This is a genomic window from Saccharopolyspora antimicrobica, from assembly GCF_003635025.1.
GTDB classification, from domain to species: Bacteria; Actinomycetota; Actinomycetes; order Mycobacteriales; family Pseudonocardiaceae; genus Saccharopolyspora; species Saccharopolyspora antimicrobica.
Genome location: NZ_RBXX01000002.1, coordinates 2,002,048 through 2,017,443 on the forward strand (window position 1 = coordinate 2,002,048; position 15,396 = coordinate 2,017,443).

The window sequence follows — 15,396 nt, forward strand, 5'->3', positions numbered from 1 at the left end:
GTGCCCAAGCTCGACGTCGACCGACTCGAATACGCAATCCTGGCCGAACGCGCCGGCCTCACTCGCATCCCGATGGTCGCCGCGTACAGCCACTACGGGACGCAGGTCCAGGACATACCGCGCGAGTTCAACGCCGCCGAGCAGCGCGTCCGCGACCGCGGCCTGGTCAACCCGAGCGGCGTGAACGACCGGGTCATGGAGCTGCTGGGCATCTACGCGCACGCCAGCGTCGAGTACGACCTCCGCTTCTCCTCGCAGAAGGGCGCCGAGCTCCGCGCGGCGGTGACGAAGGCCAGCAAGACCGCAGTGCGCACCGTCGTCAGCGGCGACCGGATCATCCTGGAACCGGTCCACCCGAACGACCTGATCCCGTCGCTGATCTCGGTGCTCCCCGAGCACCAGCCGGCCAAGATCCGCCCGCCGCTGTCGATCGACCTGCAGGACGTGCGCGCGGCCATGGCCGAAGCGAGCCGCCAGGGCGAGGACCCGCGAGCGATCGAGCAGGCCCTGCGGGCGCGCGGCGTGAACCCGGCGAACTTCCGCAAGATGACCCAACTTCTCGAAGGTCCGCGGCTGGGCCTCGGCGAAGTCGGCGTGACGATCTGGGATGACCGGGGCAAGGAGCACCGCGGCGACCAGACGATCCGGATCATCGACCTGCAGCTCGGGCGGACGGCGGTCTACAACAGCAGCAACCAGCGGATGTTCGCGGGCGCGGACCTGAGCACGTTCACCCGCGTCCTCGGCGAGCTGGCGACGCACACCCGCCGGGCAGCGGCAGAAGCAGCCCGGTGGTGACCGCCATCCGGACCAAGGTGAGCAGTATCACTGGACCAAACGGATCAATCTGACAACAACAGGGAACCGGAAACGGACCAAGCTCCGTCACACCGGTGCGCGAGCGAGCAACGACCTGGCAAGCTAAGCGAGACGTGTACCTGTTCTAGGGGACAAGGGGGTAGGACGAGGTGGCATTCTGGGACGGGGTCAGCAAAGCCGTGGGCGCAGCAGCGAACAAGGCGATGATCCACACCGCGATCAACAGTGGGGGCACCGCGCAGTCGGCGTCGTTCTCGGTTGACATCGAGCAGATCCCGGGTCTGATCGCCTCCTACGAGGATGCGCGGGAGAAGATGGAGCGGATCCTCCAGAAGGCGCAGCAGCTGGGGAACCTTCAGAAGCCCGGCGAGGACGAAGTGAGCACGCAGCTCACGGAGTCGCTCAAGGAGATGGCCGGGCACAAGGAAGGCTGCTTGTCCTGGGCGGTTGCCGACGGCGTCAAGCGCCTCACCAATCAGATCGAGCAGCTGAAGGCCGCACAGCGCGAGTACCAGACGGCCGACGAGAACGCTACCGCCCGCCAAGTTTAAGGACGATTCACGTGCAACGCCGCGCCAGCATCACCGCTGTTTCTCTTCTGGCAGTTCTGGGCATTTCGGCCTGTTCGCCGGGTGAGCCGACTCCGCCCCCGAGCTCTGCTGCCGAAACACCGTCGGACACGGCATCGTCGGTGCCGAAGGTGGAGAACCCCAAGAACCTCAAGGCCGTCACCAACGCCTGCGATCTGCTCACTCCTGAGCAGATTTCTCAGCTGGGCGGCGGCGGCCAGCCTGAAGAGGACACATCGGCGTACGGCGAGACGCAGTGCTACTGGTCTGGTGACGCGTTCGCAGTGGGTGTGGCGGTCAACACCACCTCTGGTGGCCCGGCCAAGATCCACGAAGCCGGCAGCTCCCGCGACAACTTCGAGCCGACGACCGTCGACGGCTACCCAGGAGCCCGGGTCGACAAGCAGGACATCCTCTGCCGCATCGAGCTGGGCGTCGCTGACGACCAATCCGTCGAGATCAACTACACCAAGCACAGCGGTGGATCTCCGGAAATGGACGACTCGTGCGGCTTCGCCGAGAAGATCGCCAGCGAGACCCTGAAGAACATCCCGGACGCCTGATCGCGTCCGTACTTACCGCGACATAACACGAAAAGGGGGTGTGACCATGGTTCTCCCGATGATCGTTGGTGGCTACCTGCTCACACGTGAGTCTGACCGTGGTAACACGGACGAGATCATGCAGCAGGTGGGCTTCAACCACCCGCAGAAGTACCAGCAGATCCACGGGGGCTCTGGTACTTCGTCGTTGGTTTCTTCGGTGCAGGGCTGGAAGAAGGGCATCGCTGCAGACTTCGAGGAAGTCGGACGTCTCCTTGACGAAGCGAACGCCAAGGCAGGCGTTGCCTGGAGCGGTCAGGCCGCCGAGGAACACGGCAGCTCCCTCAAGCCGATGACCCAGTTCGTCCAAGACGCCAAGCTGGTCTCGGAGTCGGTCGGCGACTCCGCTGAGCAGCAGGTCCAGAACTACAGCCAGGTCAAGCACAGCATGCCGGAGCCGGTGAAGGTCGACGCGACCGACAACCTGCTCGAAAAGGGCGGCGCCTGGCTCGTCGGCGGCGAGACCGACCTGCAGAAGCAGGAGCGGGAGGCCACCGAGAAGGCCCAGGAAGCCAAGCAGCACTACGACAACTACAACCAGAGCGCGCAGAACGTCTCGCAGAGCCTGGCGCCCTACCCGAAGGCGCCGGAGATGGCGCTCGACCAGGGCTCCGGCAGCTACGGCACGAACCCGACCGTGGGGAGCATGCCGAACGCCTCCGGGATTCCCGGTGGCAGCGGCTACAGCGGCAGCACCGGTGGTGGCGGCACTGGCTCCACCGGCGGCGGTTTCGGTTCCGGCAGCGGCGGGAACGAGCTGCCTGGTGGTGGGTACACCTCCACGCCGAACGGCAGCTCCTCGCAGTGGACTTCGCCGACGCCGGGCGGCACCGGTGTGCCGAACCTGCCCGGCCCGACGACTCCTGGCGGCCCCAACCCCAACGGCCCCGGTCTCGGCCTGGGCATGATGCCTCCGACCGGTCCGGGCGGCGGCGGTGGCGGTACCGGCACCGGTCGCGGCATGGGTGGCCCTGGCGGTGCGGGCGGCCGTGGCCTCGGCGGACTCGGCGGCGGTAGTGGTTCCGGTGGTCCGGGCGCTGGTGGTCGTGCTGGTGCTGGCGGCTTGGGTGCCGGTGGTGCTGGCGGTGCCTCTGGTAGCGGCGCTGCTGGTGGTCGTGGTGGCGCGGGCGGCATGGGCGCCGGTGCGGCCGGCCGCGGCCAGGGCAAGGAGGGCGAGGAAGACATGGAGCACGAGAACAAGTACTGGGTCGACACCGACGAGGCCTGGGACGACCTGGGCCTGCCCAAGGTCGCCCCGCCGGTCTTCGGCGAGTGACCTGAAGCTCCAGCAAGACGACTGGCCGCGCACCGAATCCGGTGCGCGGCCAGCGCTTTATTCGGTGGCTTTCCGGTAGATCTCTCCCAGCTCCGCCATCGCTCGATCAGCTTTGTCCGCGTCCGCTGGGATCATGTCCACGTCACCGATCCCCGCCATTCCCTTGTAATCCATCACTAGCACCTCGTTCGGCGCTCCTGGGATCTCCATGATCCAGCTGCGGAAGGCGGACTTCGGGTCCTCGACGCCGTGGTCGACGATCACCCGCCTGCCGTTGAAGTCGACGACCTCGGCTTCCGGACTGATGTCCGTCCAGCTCTCGAAGGTGCCCGAGCCGATGTAAACATCGAACAGAATCTGCATGTCCCGTTCCGGGGACTCGTACGAGCAGGTGAAGCCGTTGATCACCACACGCCGGAAGTCCGCTCCCATGTACCGGGCGATCACCTCATCCGGCGGGTAGGAGCAGAGGTAGAGCGCTCCCCAGTTCCCCGTGGCGGGCTGCTGTGGCAGACGATTGAGCTGCAGAACGTCCTTGAACGGCCGTGGTTCTGGTCGCGCCCACTCGGTGCAGGTAGCACCCATTCGATCCACCGAGGCGCAGGTATTCGTCGTCGCAGTAGGAGCAGGCGGCAGCACGAGCGCCTCCGACTGCTTCCTGGGCGCATCGATCGGGGTCAACAAGAACCACGCGCCCGCAACGACGATCCCGATCGAAGCGATCACCCCGATGATCAGCACCGGAATCCACGCTCGTGACTTCCTCCGCTGCGAGGCTTGTGGTGGGTACTGGTGGGGTTGGTTAGGCGACCAGCCCTGGTACGTCACTTCTGATGCTCCCCTCAAGCACACTGTGCTCCACGTGGTTCGAAGCACTCCCCAGTGGCCTTGTTGACCAGGCCGATCAGCAGTATCTCGGAGCCTGAGCGCAACAACGCAGCGTTCTACCGAACATCACGGAAAGCCAGGACGATCCGTCCGCTTCGAGCTTCAGCGGCACACACGGAGCAGGTAGGGCGGTCGTCCACGGGGCTGAGGTCTTCGGGTTCCGCCATGACTCCGCACAGCGCGATGAGGGTTTGCCCTTCGGTTCTCACGTCTTCTTCGGTGATTACGTGGTTCTGGTAACCAAAGGCTGTCCAGTAGGCGGACTTAATCGGCTCACCGGAGTCATCCGCTGATGACTGCGCCATCGATGCCTCCTTGGCAGGTAGTCGGTGGCCGGGCGCGGGGAGGGGTTCGCGCCCGGCCGCCGGGGTGGGCCGGTGCGGCGGTGGCCGGGGGATGTCGTGCCGCACCGACCCGGCTTTCGGGGGTCGGGTTCTGCCGGGGTGGTGGGGTCGTGACGCTTTACGTGCGGAGGTGGTGCCGCCCGGTGGGCTGGTCGTCGGGGTCACGTTCGGGGAACCGCAGCTCAGGTCCGGTTTCGGGTTGTGCTGGAGGGTCGAGCGCTATGGGTGGTTGCTCGCGGCGGCGCGCATGAGCACCGGCGTCGGCGGCGTCGCGATGACGTTCGGCCTCGACATCGGCGATGAGATGCCACACCGTGTACTCACCTTCTCCTGTCCCGGCATGCTGGCCTGTCGCGAATCTCAAGCCCCCGAACGGAACCTGCGTTGCGATCAACGCGACCAGGAGAACGTTGAACAGTACGAACGTGCTGAGCTGGATCCAGAACATGACGGCGGGTTTTCCTTCCGCAGGCGGTTGTGGCGCGATGTCGCGCGAATCAGCAATCGGTATGCGTACGGCGTCACGGGCCCTTGTCAGCGAGATGGCGCCAGCACTTCATGCACGAGCGCTCACGCACCCAGTCCACTTCGGACCGATCATGCAGCTCTGACGCGGGAGCCTTGACCCCGCAGTAGGCCTCGACCTTCTCGCCGTGAGGAGTTTTCGTTGCTGCGATGGGGAAAGCGTGACGGCCGCCCGTGACCGGACGCCACGCGTACTTCAGAAAGCCAGACATCCCAACCCCTTTCGTGCGGCTGTGCTGATCAGACCGGACCCTGACGGCACGAAGCAAGCTCGTTCACCACTCTGTGTAATGGGCATGTGGCATACAGTGAGATAGCTTTGGCATATGACGACAGCACGTTCCCGCGGTCTGGGCGCGGAGCTTCGGAGGCTCCGCAAGGATGCTGACCTGCGGCTGGAGGAACTGGCAGAGCAGTGCGGTTGGTCGAGAGCGACGCTCGGCCGAATCGAAGCCGGGACCAAAGTTCCCTCAGAAACTGAGACAGCACTCATCCTGAAAACACTCGACATCAAGGGGGTCGAACGGGCGCGCGTCCTCCAGCTCGCCGAGGACATCCACAGGCCGCACTGGTGGGAGATCGGCAGTCCAGGACTGCCCCAGCAACTCCTGGCGCTGCTGGAGTTCGAACGCAGCGCAATCGAGATCATCGATCTGTCGATCGGCTTCGTGCCAGGCTTGCTTCAGATCGCGGACTACACGCGCGCGATCATGGTTGCCGGTGGCCTCAAGGACAGCGACGTCGAATCAAGGGTCGCGCTACGACTCGGCCGACAGAGGGTCCTGACCGGGAAGAAGCCCGTGAAGTTCCACGCCCTGATCGATGAGTCGGTTCTGCACCGACCGATCGGAGGCTACGAAGTGATGGCAGAACAGCTAAGTCACATCGCGCGGATGTCGAGACGTCCGCACATCACGATCCAAGTGATCCCTTACGCCCTAGGGGCGCACGTCGGCCTGAACGGCAACCAGCTGATCATGCAGTTCGAGAGGCAGCGGACCATCGTCTATTTGGAGCATCGTCGCGTTGGTACGTTCCTGGACGATCCAGTCGAGACTCCCCCGTTCGTCGAGTCCGTGGCTAACCTGGCCAAGGCAGCGTTGAGCCCTCACCGATCTGCCGAACTGATCGCTGAGCACGCAAAATCGATGGAGGAGAGCCATGGCTCCGATCATGAACTGGCGGAAGTCCAGCTACAGCGGTGAAGAGGGGAACTGCGTCGAGGTCGGTGCCAGCTCCGAGGCTGTCGGCGTCCGGGACACCAAGGACCGCGACGGCGGCACGCTGATGTTCCCGACGGCTGCTTGGGGCGGGTTCTTACGCAGCCTGAAGGCTGAGCGGTTCGGGTGAACCGCTCAGCGCAGCAGGGTTGTTGCTTCCGGGTCCGCTAGGAGGGCCGTCAGGGCGAAGCGCTCGTGCCAGGCTCCTGCCGCCCAGGCCAGGGCTCTGGCCAGGCCGTCCGGGGTTCGCTCCGCGTGGACTCCGCCCGTGTTCTCCACCCACCAGTGGACTCGCTGCTCCCCTGCCGAGGAGCGGACGCGGAGGCTGTCGTGGAGGGTGATCTGGCCGGTCGGCAGCGGGATTCCGAGGAGTTCGCAGGACGCCGGGACGCGGGCCACCTCCGGCCAGCGCTGGGTTCGGCCCTCGCCGACCACCTGCATCGTGTTCTCCTCCGAGGCCAGCGGGAGGTCCAGGAGCTCCGCGAGGGCTTCGGCGTCGAACTGGTCCGGGCTGCCTCCGGCGATCACCAGCGGCGCTTCCACGACGCTCAGCATCCACGGCTCGTCGAGCACCACCGCCCGGCCGGTGCTGACCACCGCGCCCGACACCGAACGCACCATCTCCGGCGGGTCGATCTCGGACGGGTCGATCGTCCGGCACGCCACGGCCTCCGCCAGCGCCTGGTGGGCGCGCAGGGCGGTTCCGGCGCGCACGGTGCGATCCGGGTCGCCTAGGCGCTCCAGGAGGTCAGCTGCGTCGTCGGTGTCCTCGACCTTGAGCTCGTCACGCACGCCTGCCAACCGCAGGTGCTCAGCATCCAGGTCCACGTCCGGCACCGGGTCGTACAGGCCCGCCAGCTCTTCGGCTTCCGGGAGCCGCCAGGTGCGCGGCGGGGCGCCGGCGAGCAGCGCGTACCGCTCGATCCACCAGACCGAGTAGCTGCGGGGTTCTCGCAGCGCACGCAGGGTTTCCGGGTGCTGTGCCAGCAGGCGCAGCGCGGCGGGCCACGCTTCGTCGGCGACCAGGTCCAGGTCGCGGATGCCGACGAACCTCGGCGGCGGCCAGCTCTCCGGCTGCGCCGCCTCCTGCTCCGCCCACCACAGGTGGATGTCCGGGAAGTCCTCGTCGGGCTCCAGCGGGTCTTCCTCGACCTGCACCGCGAAGGTGTCCAGCACGCCGATCGAGCGCAGCAGCTCGGTCGACCACTCGGCCGCGAAGTCCTCGTCGAGCACCGCCAGCGGCCCGTCCTCGCCGATGTACTGCTCGTCCAGCACTTCCAGCAGCGCCGCTTCCGGCAGCAGCAGCTCGTCGGCGCGGCGGAAGTCACCGGTTTCGTCGGGCAGCGCCAGCGCGCCGAGCCACTCGCGCGGGTAGGTGTTCGAGACGAGCTGCAGCACCGCTTCGGCCAGCGGGCGCACGTCGACACCGGCACGAGCGTCGGAAACACTGCTGCGCACGGCGTCTTCCAGCGACGGCGCGTCCAGCAGCTCCGCCGGTCCCGCCGGGTGCGCGCCCAGCTTCTCCAGCAACGGGTGCGTGGCGTCGGGGTGGGCGATGCGCAGGCCAGAGATGTCCAGTGTGGACAGCACGGCCGCCGGGTCCGGGTCGGCGTCGCGCTGGCTGAGCAGCACGTCGCGCACACCGCTGACCGTGCGGCCGTCGGCCAGCGGCACGGGCAGCGCGGTGAACTCCTCGCGCGCCACCGGATCCGCGCCCTCGATCGGCGTCAGCGCGTCGTAGAGGCGGTACCACCAGTGCGGCGGGCGCTGCAGGCCGGTGACCGCTTCGACGATCTCCGCGGCGGCCAGCCGCCGGACCTCCAGCACGAGCAGCGACCTGCGGTGGCTCGCATCGGCGAAGTCGGCTTCCAGCAGGCCGGGCACCACGTCCGCGAGCAGCTCCACCAGCTCCGGGGAGACGTATTCGAGGACCCGCGATTCCAGCGGCGCGACCGGCTTCCCGTTCGCCGCGGGCAGCCACGCCGAGACGCGCAGCCGGTCGGTCACGCCCTGCCGCAGCTTGTCGTCCACATCGGACAGCGGGAATCCGGCGAGCGGCACCAGGGCCGTCCGGTGCTCGGGCTCGATCTTCTCGACGAGCGCGGGATAGCACTCGGTGGCGAAGGTCAGCACCGAATCCGCGGCGGCGGAGGCCGCGACCCGCCGCCGGTCCGGCTCCACCGGCACGCTCGCCAGCAGTCGGGCCGGCAGCGACAGCCGCTCCTCGGTCGGCGTCGGCGCGTGCAGCACGTCCTCGGCCAGCGGGATCGGAGTGCCGTCGTCGTCCAGCGGAACGGCCCAGGTCAAGCGCCATTCCGCGGCGTGCCGGGCCTCCACGCCCAGACCGGCCAGCGCGGCTTCGCCCAACGTGCCCGAGGCGCGGTGCACCAGCCAGCGGTCGCTGCGGACCGGGCCGTGCACGACCAGCCGGTCCGCGTCCAGGTCTTCGCGGCGCCAGGTCTGCGCGCCGATGCTGATCTCGCTCAGCGCGGGCAGCGCGAGCAGCAGGTCGGGTGCCTGATCGGTGAACTCGGCCAGCAGCGCGTCCGCGTCGACGTCCGCGCGCAGCGGCAACCGCACCTCGGTGTCGAAGCCCGCGGGCGGCTGACCGACCACCGGCCACGGCAGCCGCAGGACCGGCACCTCGCCGGAGCGCTTGGCCAGCTCCTCGGCCGGGCCGGGCAGCTGCGCCACCGCGTCCCTGGTCCGCGCGGCGGAGAACGCGACACCGCCGGTCGTGGACACCACGCTCGGCTCGTCGGAGACCGCCAGCACGGCGGCGAACCCGACGCCGAACCGGCCGATCGAGGTGCCCTCGCGCTTGGCCGAAGCCCGCAGCGAGGCCAGCGCCGCGACGCCGTCGGCGGTCAGCGGTGCGCCGGTGTTGGCGACCCGCAGCTCACCGCCGCTGAGCTCGACGCGCAGCGCACCGCCGGTGCCCGCGGCGTCGGCGGCGTTCTGGGCGAGCTCGACCAGCAGGCGATCGCGGTAGCCGCCGAGCCGCAGGTCCTCCTCGGCGTTCGCGTCCTCGCGGAACCTGGTCGGCGAAGCCTCCCAGGACTGCAGCACGGCCCGCCTGAGCTCGGCCGTGCCGAAAACGTCCGTTTCGTTCACCCGCGCGGCTCGAAGTCGAGGGAGGCGTCGTCGTAGACGATCTCGGCCACCGGCACCGTCGAGGAGGTGTCGACCTCGACCTCGGAGTGCGCACCGCACCCGAACTCGACGCTGACCACCCGGCCGTCGCCGGGCGAGAACTCGTTGGCGCACACGCCGAAGGCACCGCCCATCGAGCCGGCCAGCTTCAGGAAGAAACCGCAGGTCCCGCAGGCCCCCGGGGCCGAGCGGGCGATGTCGGCGCGCGGCCCGAAGTCACCGCTGTGCCAGCGCTCCGCGGCCTCCAGCCGGCCCTCGTGGCTGAGCACCCGCTTGCGGCCGAGGCCGACTTCCTGCGCGACGTCCTCGACCGCCGGGTCGTCGCTGGCCAGGTAGCCGGGCGCGAGCCGCACGTCGTCCGGGCCGGTCGGCAGCAGGTCGCCGGGGCCGAGATCGCCCGGCTGCACCCGCTCGCTCCACGGCACCCAGTCGGGTGCGGTCAGCGCCGTCGGGCCCGGCAGCAGCACGACCTCGCTGACGGTCACCGGCTCGCCCGGTCCGACGCTGGCGACGGTGACCGCCCAGCGCCAGCCGACGTAGCCCGGGTAGTTCGACTCGAAGAAGTGCGTCGCCGCGTGCGGACCCTCCGGCTCGACGCCGACGTGCGCCCCCACCGGGGCCGCGGCCTCGGTGTCCAGGGTCAGCACGGGCGAGCCGATCGGGTCGTCCCCCGGCTTGGCCTCGTCCTCCGCCGCAGCTCGCGCGACGTCCTCCGCCGCGGCGAGCTCCGGGTTCAGGGGCTCCGGCTCGTACTGCCCGGCGTCCTCGAACGGGGCATCCGCGCCTGGGCTGGTCATCGGAGCAGGCATAGGCGTCACAGGCTCGATTGTGCCGTACGCGGTCGCCGGTGCAGTCGCCCGTGTCAAGCTTTCGGGGTGCGACTGCTCCTGGCTCGACGTGTTCTCTGCGGCGTGGTGCTCGCCTTCGGGGTGGTTGCGTGCGCGCCGGTAGTACCAGCGCAGCACAACGGCCAGCACGACGGCGAGCAGACCGATCAGGGCGTTGGGCACGCGGGAAGCCTGCCACACCTTCGAGCTGAGGTGATCCGCGTGCTCCCGCACGACCGCTCCTCGTTCACTCAGGGCCTGGAAATCGCTGGTGGCACCCTCTACGAAGGCACCGGGATGAAGGGCGAGTCGCTGCTGCGCGCCACCGACCTCGCCACCGGCGAACTGCGCCGCGAGGTCGAGCTCCCGGACGATCTCTTCGGTGAGGGCATCACCGTCACGGGTGACCGTATCTGGCAGCTCACCTGGCAGGAAGGGGTCGCGCTGGAGCGGGACCGGGAATCCCTGGCCGAATTGCGCCGAGTGGAGTACCCCGGCGAGGGCTGGGGGCTGTGCTCCGACGGCGCGCGCCTGGTGATGAGCGACGGCAGCGACCGGCTGACCTTCCGCGACCCGGTGACCTTCGAGCCGACCGGATCGGTGGACGTGCGGGCGGCGGGCGCGCCGGTCGAGGAGCTCAACGAGCTGGAGTGCGTCGGCGGCCAGGTGTGGGCGAACATCTGGGGCAGCGAGGAGATCGTGCGCATCGACCCGGCGACCGGGCAGGTGACGGCGGTGGTGGACGCCTCCGGCCTGCTCAGCCCGGAGCAGCGGCCGGGCACCGACGTGCTCAACGGCATCGCGGCCGTGCCGGGCACCGACGAATTCCTGCTGACCGGGAAGTACTGGCCCGCTCTTTTCCGAGTTCGCTTCGTCCCGGCCTGATCGTTAGTACGGTCTTTGCGCATGGATGATCAACAAGATTCCGTGCTACCGCTGCACGTGCTCTGCGTGCTCGGTTCCGGGATGGACCTGGACAAGGTGGAGATGGCCGTCCGCGCGGTCGGCGGGCCGTTCTTCGCGCTGGACCACGACGAGTCCGTTCCCGAGCACGACCCGCGCATGCCCGGCGCCTTCGAGGCTTGCCTGGCCGGTCTGACCTTCACCGACGCCGACTGGGACGCGGTCGCCGAGCACGACTCGGTGGCCTACGTGCTGGCCAAGGGAGGCCCGGACGACGCGGCCTACATCTCCGAGCGGATGCTGGCGGTGACCTCGGAGCTCTTCGAGCGCTGGGGCGCGACGGCGATCAAGTCCGAGAGCAGCGGACTGGCGCACAGCCGGGACACCTGGCTGGCGCTGGCCGACGCCGCGGACGCCCCGCACGCGCTGCGGCAGGCGTGGGTCAAGCGGCCGATCCTCGACGAGGACGTCCTCTACACCTGCGGCATGCACCTGCTGGGCGCGCCCGACGTGGAACTGCAGGCCGAAGGCCTGCACGACATGAACCGCCAGGGCGAGTGGGTGGAGCTCATCGACGGCCTGGCCGGCTACCTGCACACCGAGGCCCGCGCGGCGGAGATGCGCGACGGCGAGGGATTCCGCCTGGCCGAGGACGCACCGCGCTGGCTGCTGAGCCAGCAGCCCTGCGACCGCTACCCGGACGACGACATCTTCTTCAACCCGTACGGCTACTGGCGGCTCACCCCGGCCTGACCGGCTCCGGCCGCGGTCTGGGATCGTCGGGTTCTGGGGTCGTCGGGTTCTGGGGGCTGGGCCGATCGCTGCGCCGCCGGTCGGGTGCCGGTCGCCTTCCAGCGCTCCGTTTCCGCAGGTGAAAGCCCGTGAGTGGTTTGTGTTGCTATAGCCCCTCAAAGTACTCACGGGGCCTGAACAGCGGAAACGGAGCTCATGACGGTTCCGCTGCGGGGCTCAGGACGCCGAATCGCTCTTGATCACCCTGTCGGGTGGAGATCTTGGTCGTGGCAGTCGCTGGATCGGGTTAGCGGTGTATCTGCGGGGGCGGTTCGCTCCTCTTTATCCGTGGGACCGGTGAAAAGCGGCCGAGTCCGATGGAGACGGGAGCGGGGTGAGGCAGGATGACGAGCATGGGTTTGCGACGCCATGACCAGCGCTCGGACTCCCCGCGCGCAGGCTGGGGCGCCGGGCATCGCGGCAAGCGCGGCTCCTACGCCGACGGCGGAGGCGCTGCGCGCTGGGGCGCGCCTCCGGAGGGTGCGGAGCGCGACAGCGCGGAGCCTATGGAGCCTGAGGCCGCGGAGCGCGGGCGCGAACGCGCGGAGCGGGGTGAGCGTCGGCGGAGCGGGGGCGCGGAGCGGGGCGAGCACGCGGAGCGGGCGGAGCACCGGTTCGAGGCGGCCGACCGGGGCGGCGCGGAGCGCCCCGGTAGGGGCGCGAGGCGGTATCCGTGGGAGGAGGATCCCGACTACGAGCAGCCGCGGAGCCGGTCTCGGCGGCTTCCTCCGCTGCCCGAGGACCACTCGTCCCAGGAGCAGGACGAGGAGCCCGAGGTCGAGAAGCCTCGTGGGACCGCGCCGCCGAAGAAGCTGACGGTCACCCGTGTCGCCGCCTGGCGGAGTCGGGATCTCACGCAGCGCGCGATGCGGATGTTCTTCTCGCTCGCGCACGCCGATGGTGCCGACCGGTCCGGGCTCGCGAAGTTCACCTATGCCGTGATGGGCAACTACGCGGTGGACGCCGCGATGGCGGTCGCGCTGGCCAACACGCTTTTCTTCTCCGCCGCGACCGGGGAGAGCAAGGACAAGGTCGCGCTCTACCTGCTGATCACGGTCGCACCGTTCGCGGTGATCGCGCCGGTCATCGGGCCCGCGCTGGACCGGCTGCAGCAGGGGCGCCGGTACGCGCTGGCCGCTTCCTTCGCGGTCCGGGTGCTGCTCGCCGCCGTGATGGCGCTGAACTTCGACAGCTGGCTGCTGTACCCGGCCGCGCTGGGCTGCATGGTGCTGTCGAAGTCCTTCGGCGTGCTGAAGGCGGCCATGACACCGCGCGTGCTGCCCTCGCAGATCACGCTGACCAAGGCCAATTCCCGGTTGACCGCATTCGGCATGGCCGCGGGCGGGATCTTCGGCGCGATCGCGTCGGGCTTCGCGTACCTGCTCGGTTCCGAGGGCGCGTTGTGGTTCATGGCGGCGATGGCCGCCGGTGGCGTGTGGCTGTGCCTGCGGATGCCGGGCTGGGTCGAGAGCACCGAGGGCGAGGTGCCCGCGTCGATCGGTGGCCGACCGCAGCCGAAGAAGGTGCCGCTGAGCGGGCACGTCGTGGTCGCGCTGTGGGGCAACGGCGGCATCCGGGTGCTGACCGGGTTCCTGACCCTGTTCGCCGCGTTCGTGATCAAGCAGAGCACCCAGCACGAGCCGTTCATGCAGCTGGTGCAGCTCGGCATGGTCGGCGGCGCGGCCGGGATCGGCAGCTTCCTCGGCAACGCGCTGGGCTCGAAGATGCACTTCGGCAAGCCGGACCGGGTGATCATCGCCTGCCTGGGCAGCGCCTTGGTGGTGGCGGTCTGCGCCGCGGTGCTGGCCGGGTTGCCGCTGGCCGTGGTCGTCGGCCTGATCGCGGCGACGGCGAGCGCGCTGGCCAAGGTCTGCCTCGACGCGGTGATCCAGCACGACATGCCGGAGGAGTCGCGGGCCTCGGCGTTCGGCAAGTCGGAGACGATCTTGCAGCTCAGCTGGGTCTTCGGCGGCGCGCTGGGCGTCCTGCTGCCACCCGTCTACTGGATCGGCTTCGCCGTGGTGGCCGCGCTGCTGGCCCTGGTGCTGGCACAGACGATCACCGCGGGTCGGGGCGGCACCCTGGTGCCACAGCTGAGGCGCAAGGCCGCACCAGCAGCCGAGCGAGCAGCGGCCAAGTCGTGATGCAGCCCGGGTGCCGGGTAGGCGTTTCCGCTGGTCAGTGGCCGTGAACACTTTGCGGTGCCAGAACACCCCGAAGCACTCACGACAGCCCACCAGCGGAAGAAAGCTGAAACGCCCGAACGGAACAAGTCCGGCGATGGCCACCCGCGCTGCCACGCACGATGGTCCGTGAACGGGCTTGTAGGCTCGAACCGTGCATCGTGGACTGAAGCCGCTGCTGGCGGTGGCGGGCGTGGCGCTCGTCGCCGGCTGTGCCGCGCCGAGCGAACCGCAGGTCACCTTCTACTCCCACGGGAGGTCGGTGGAGGTCGCGCCCGCGCAGTACTGCGACCCGACCGGGGAGAACTGCACGACTTCGCCCGACGCGGTCGGCGACCTGCGGGTTCCGGAGCGCGCTCCGCTGCAGATCTCGGTGCCCGGCAAGGTCGCCGAAACGCCGTGGCAGGTGGTGTTCCTCTACCGCGGGGCCAACGGCGAGGAGCTGGACGGGCGCAGCCCGGTCTTCGCACCGGACGAGCGGCACGCCTACACGCTCCAGCTGCCGCCGGACGGCACGCGCCTGGAGCACGTCGAGGTCCAGCAGTTCTCGGCGGTGCTGACCGAGGGCGTCGACGGCGGCGTGGACTTCGGCATCGGCGGCAGCTGGGTGCTCAACGTCCAGCAGCAGTGAGCACTGCTCAGTCCCCGACCAGGCCGGCCTCGTAAGCGGTGATCGCGGCCTGGACGCGGTTGTTAGCGCCCAGGCGCTGCAAGATCGCCCTGACGTGCGCTTTGACCGTGCCCTCGGCCAAGAACAGCCGTCCCGCGATGTCCTGGTTCGACAACCCGGAACCGACCAGGCCCAGCACCTCGCGCTCGCGCGGCGTCAGCGCCGCCACCCGCTCCCGGGCAGCAGCACGCCGGGACAGCGCACCACCGTTGACCTCGGCGATCACCCGGTGGGCGATCCGCGGTGACAGGTACGCCGCGCCGTCGGCGACCGCGCGGACACCGATGATCAGCTCGCGCGGGTCGGCGGCTTTGAGGAGGAATCCGCGGGCACCGTCGCCGAGCGCCCGCGCCACGAACTCGTCCTCGTCGAAGGTCGTGAGCACCACGACCGCCACCTCCGGCTGCACCCGCGCCAGCTCCGCGGCGGCGGCCAAGCCGTCGAGCACCGGCATCCGGATGTCCAGCAGCGCCACGTCCGGCTGGTGCTGGGCGGCCAGCTCGACGGCCTGACGCCCGTCCGCGGCTTCGGCGACCACCTCGATCCCCGGGTCGGTGGCCAGGATCGAGCGGACACCGGCGCGGATCATCGCCTCGTCGTCGGCCAGCAGCACGCGAATCACTGT

The 15,396-nt window shown here is 69.3% G+C and carries 16 protein-coding genes; 10 read left to right on the top strand and 6 right to left on the bottom strand.

All coding sequences use genetic code 11. The features are described from left to right. From ATL45_RS09880 to ATL45_RS09890, 4 genes are all read left to right on the top strand, one after another. Complete coding sequence (locus ATL45_RS09880) at positions 1-798, top strand: ESX secretion-associated protein EspG (protein ID WP_093158235.1); 798 nt, start codon at positions 1-3, stop codon at positions 796-798. Positions 799-968: 170 nt separating this feature from the next. Beyond that, positions 969-1,370 carry a hypothetical protein gene (locus ATL45_RS38790; protein WP_170210207.1) on the top strand — a complete coding sequence of 134 codons (402 nt, stop codon included), beginning with the start codon at positions 969-971 and terminating at the stop codon, positions 1,368-1,370. 11 nt (positions 1,371-1,381) lie between these two features. Further along, the gene (locus ATL45_RS09885; protein WP_170210208.1) at positions 1,382-1,951 is read left to right on the top strand and encodes a DUF3558 domain-containing protein; all 570 of its coding nucleotides are present in this window, start codon (positions 1,382-1,384) and stop codon (positions 1,949-1,951) included. A 118-nt stretch (positions 1,952-2,069) separates the two neighbouring features. Then, positions 2,070-3,266, top strand: a complete 1,197-nt coding sequence (locus ATL45_RS09890; RefSeq protein ID WP_170210209.1) for a PPE domain-containing protein — start codon at positions 2,070-2,072, stop codon at positions 3,264-3,266. A 57-nt stretch (positions 3,267-3,323) separates the two neighbouring features. On the opposite strand, the gene ATL45_RS38360 is transcribed toward ATL45_RS09890, so the two are convergent. From ATL45_RS38360 to ATL45_RS09905, 3 genes are all read right to left on the bottom strand, one after another. Continuing rightward, complete coding sequence (locus ATL45_RS38360) at positions 3,324-4,007, bottom strand: hypothetical protein (protein ID WP_143121762.1); 684 nt, start codon at positions 4,005-4,007, stop codon at positions 3,324-3,326. A 609-nt stretch (positions 4,008-4,616) separates the two neighbouring features. Next, the gene (locus tag ATL45_RS09900) at positions 4,617-4,946 is read right to left on the bottom strand and encodes a hypothetical protein (RefSeq protein ID WP_093158245.1); all 330 of its coding nucleotides are present in this window, start codon (positions 4,944-4,946) and stop codon (positions 4,617-4,619) included. 73 nt (positions 4,947-5,019) lie between these two features. Further along, the gene (locus ATL45_RS09905) at positions 5,020-5,235 is read right to left on the bottom strand and encodes an HC3 family zinc finger protein (protein WP_093158246.1); all 216 of its coding nucleotides are present in this window, start codon (positions 5,233-5,235) and stop codon (positions 5,020-5,022) included. A gap of 114 nt (positions 5,236-5,349) precedes the next feature. Between ATL45_RS09905 and ATL45_RS09910 the strand changes: the two genes are divergently transcribed. Further along, on the top strand, positions 5,350-6,228 hold the full coding sequence (locus ATL45_RS09910) for a helix-turn-helix domain-containing protein (protein ID WP_093158249.1): 879 nt from the start codon (positions 5,350-5,352) through the stop codon (positions 6,226-6,228). Then, positions 6,185-6,373 (top strand): DUF397 domain-containing protein, encoded by a 189-nt coding sequence (locus tag ATL45_RS09915; RefSeq protein ID WP_093158251.1) that lies wholly within the window; start codon positions 6,185-6,187, stop codon positions 6,371-6,373. Before ATL45_RS09910 ends, ATL45_RS09915 begins: the two co-directional genes overlap by 44 nt. Positions 6,374-6,378: 5 nt before the next feature. Here ATL45_RS09915 and ATL45_RS09920 read toward each other — a convergent pair whose 3' ends face one another. Both ATL45_RS09920 and ATL45_RS09925 read right to left on the bottom strand, forming a co-directional pair. Continuing rightward, positions 6,379-9,357 (bottom strand): sacsin N-terminal ATP-binding-like domain-containing protein, encoded by a 2,979-nt coding sequence (locus ATL45_RS09920; RefSeq protein ID WP_093158253.1) that lies wholly within the window; start codon positions 9,355-9,357, stop codon positions 6,379-6,381. Further along, positions 9,354-10,373 carry a DUF3027 domain-containing protein gene (locus ATL45_RS09925; RefSeq protein WP_246025258.1) on the bottom strand — a complete coding sequence of 340 codons (1,020 nt, stop codon included), beginning with the start codon at positions 10,371-10,373 and terminating at the stop codon, positions 9,354-9,356. The genes ATL45_RS09920 and ATL45_RS09925 overlap by 4 nt, the downstream gene beginning before the upstream one ends. Between ATL45_RS09925 and ATL45_RS09930 the strand changes: the two genes are divergently transcribed. The 4 genes from ATL45_RS09930 (at position 10,272) to ATL45_RS09945 (ending at position 14,732) form a co-directional block, all read left to right on the top strand. Further along, positions 10,272-11,108, top strand: coding sequence for a glutaminyl-peptide cyclotransferase (locus ATL45_RS09930; RefSeq protein ID WP_439332446.1), 837 nt, complete (start codon positions 10,272-10,274; stop codon positions 11,106-11,108). The two genes, ATL45_RS09925 and ATL45_RS09930, sit on opposite strands and share 102 nt — an antisense overlap. A 21-nt stretch (positions 11,109-11,129) precedes the next feature. After that, positions 11,130-11,879 (top strand): hypothetical protein, encoded by a 750-nt coding sequence (locus ATL45_RS09935; RefSeq protein WP_143121763.1) that lies wholly within the window; start codon positions 11,130-11,132, stop codon positions 11,877-11,879. Between the two features lie 392 nt (positions 11,880-12,271). Continuing rightward, entirely contained in the window at positions 12,272-14,062 is a 1,791-nt protein-coding gene (locus ATL45_RS09940) for an MFS transporter (RefSeq protein ID WP_093158261.1), read from the top strand. A gap of 193 nt (positions 14,063-14,255) precedes the next feature. Continuing rightward, positions 14,256-14,732 (top strand): DUF2771 family protein, encoded by a 477-nt coding sequence (locus tag ATL45_RS09945; protein ID WP_093158263.1) that lies wholly within the window; start codon positions 14,256-14,258, stop codon positions 14,730-14,732. Positions 14,733-14,739: 7 nt separating this feature from the next. Here the strand turns inward: ATL45_RS09945 and ATL45_RS09950 are convergent, their stop codons facing one another. Beyond that, positions 14,740-15,393 (bottom strand): response regulator, encoded by a 654-nt coding sequence (locus ATL45_RS09950; protein ID WP_093158266.1) that lies wholly within the window; start codon positions 15,391-15,393, stop codon positions 14,740-14,742. Positions 15,394-15,396 lie beyond the last annotated feature (3 nt).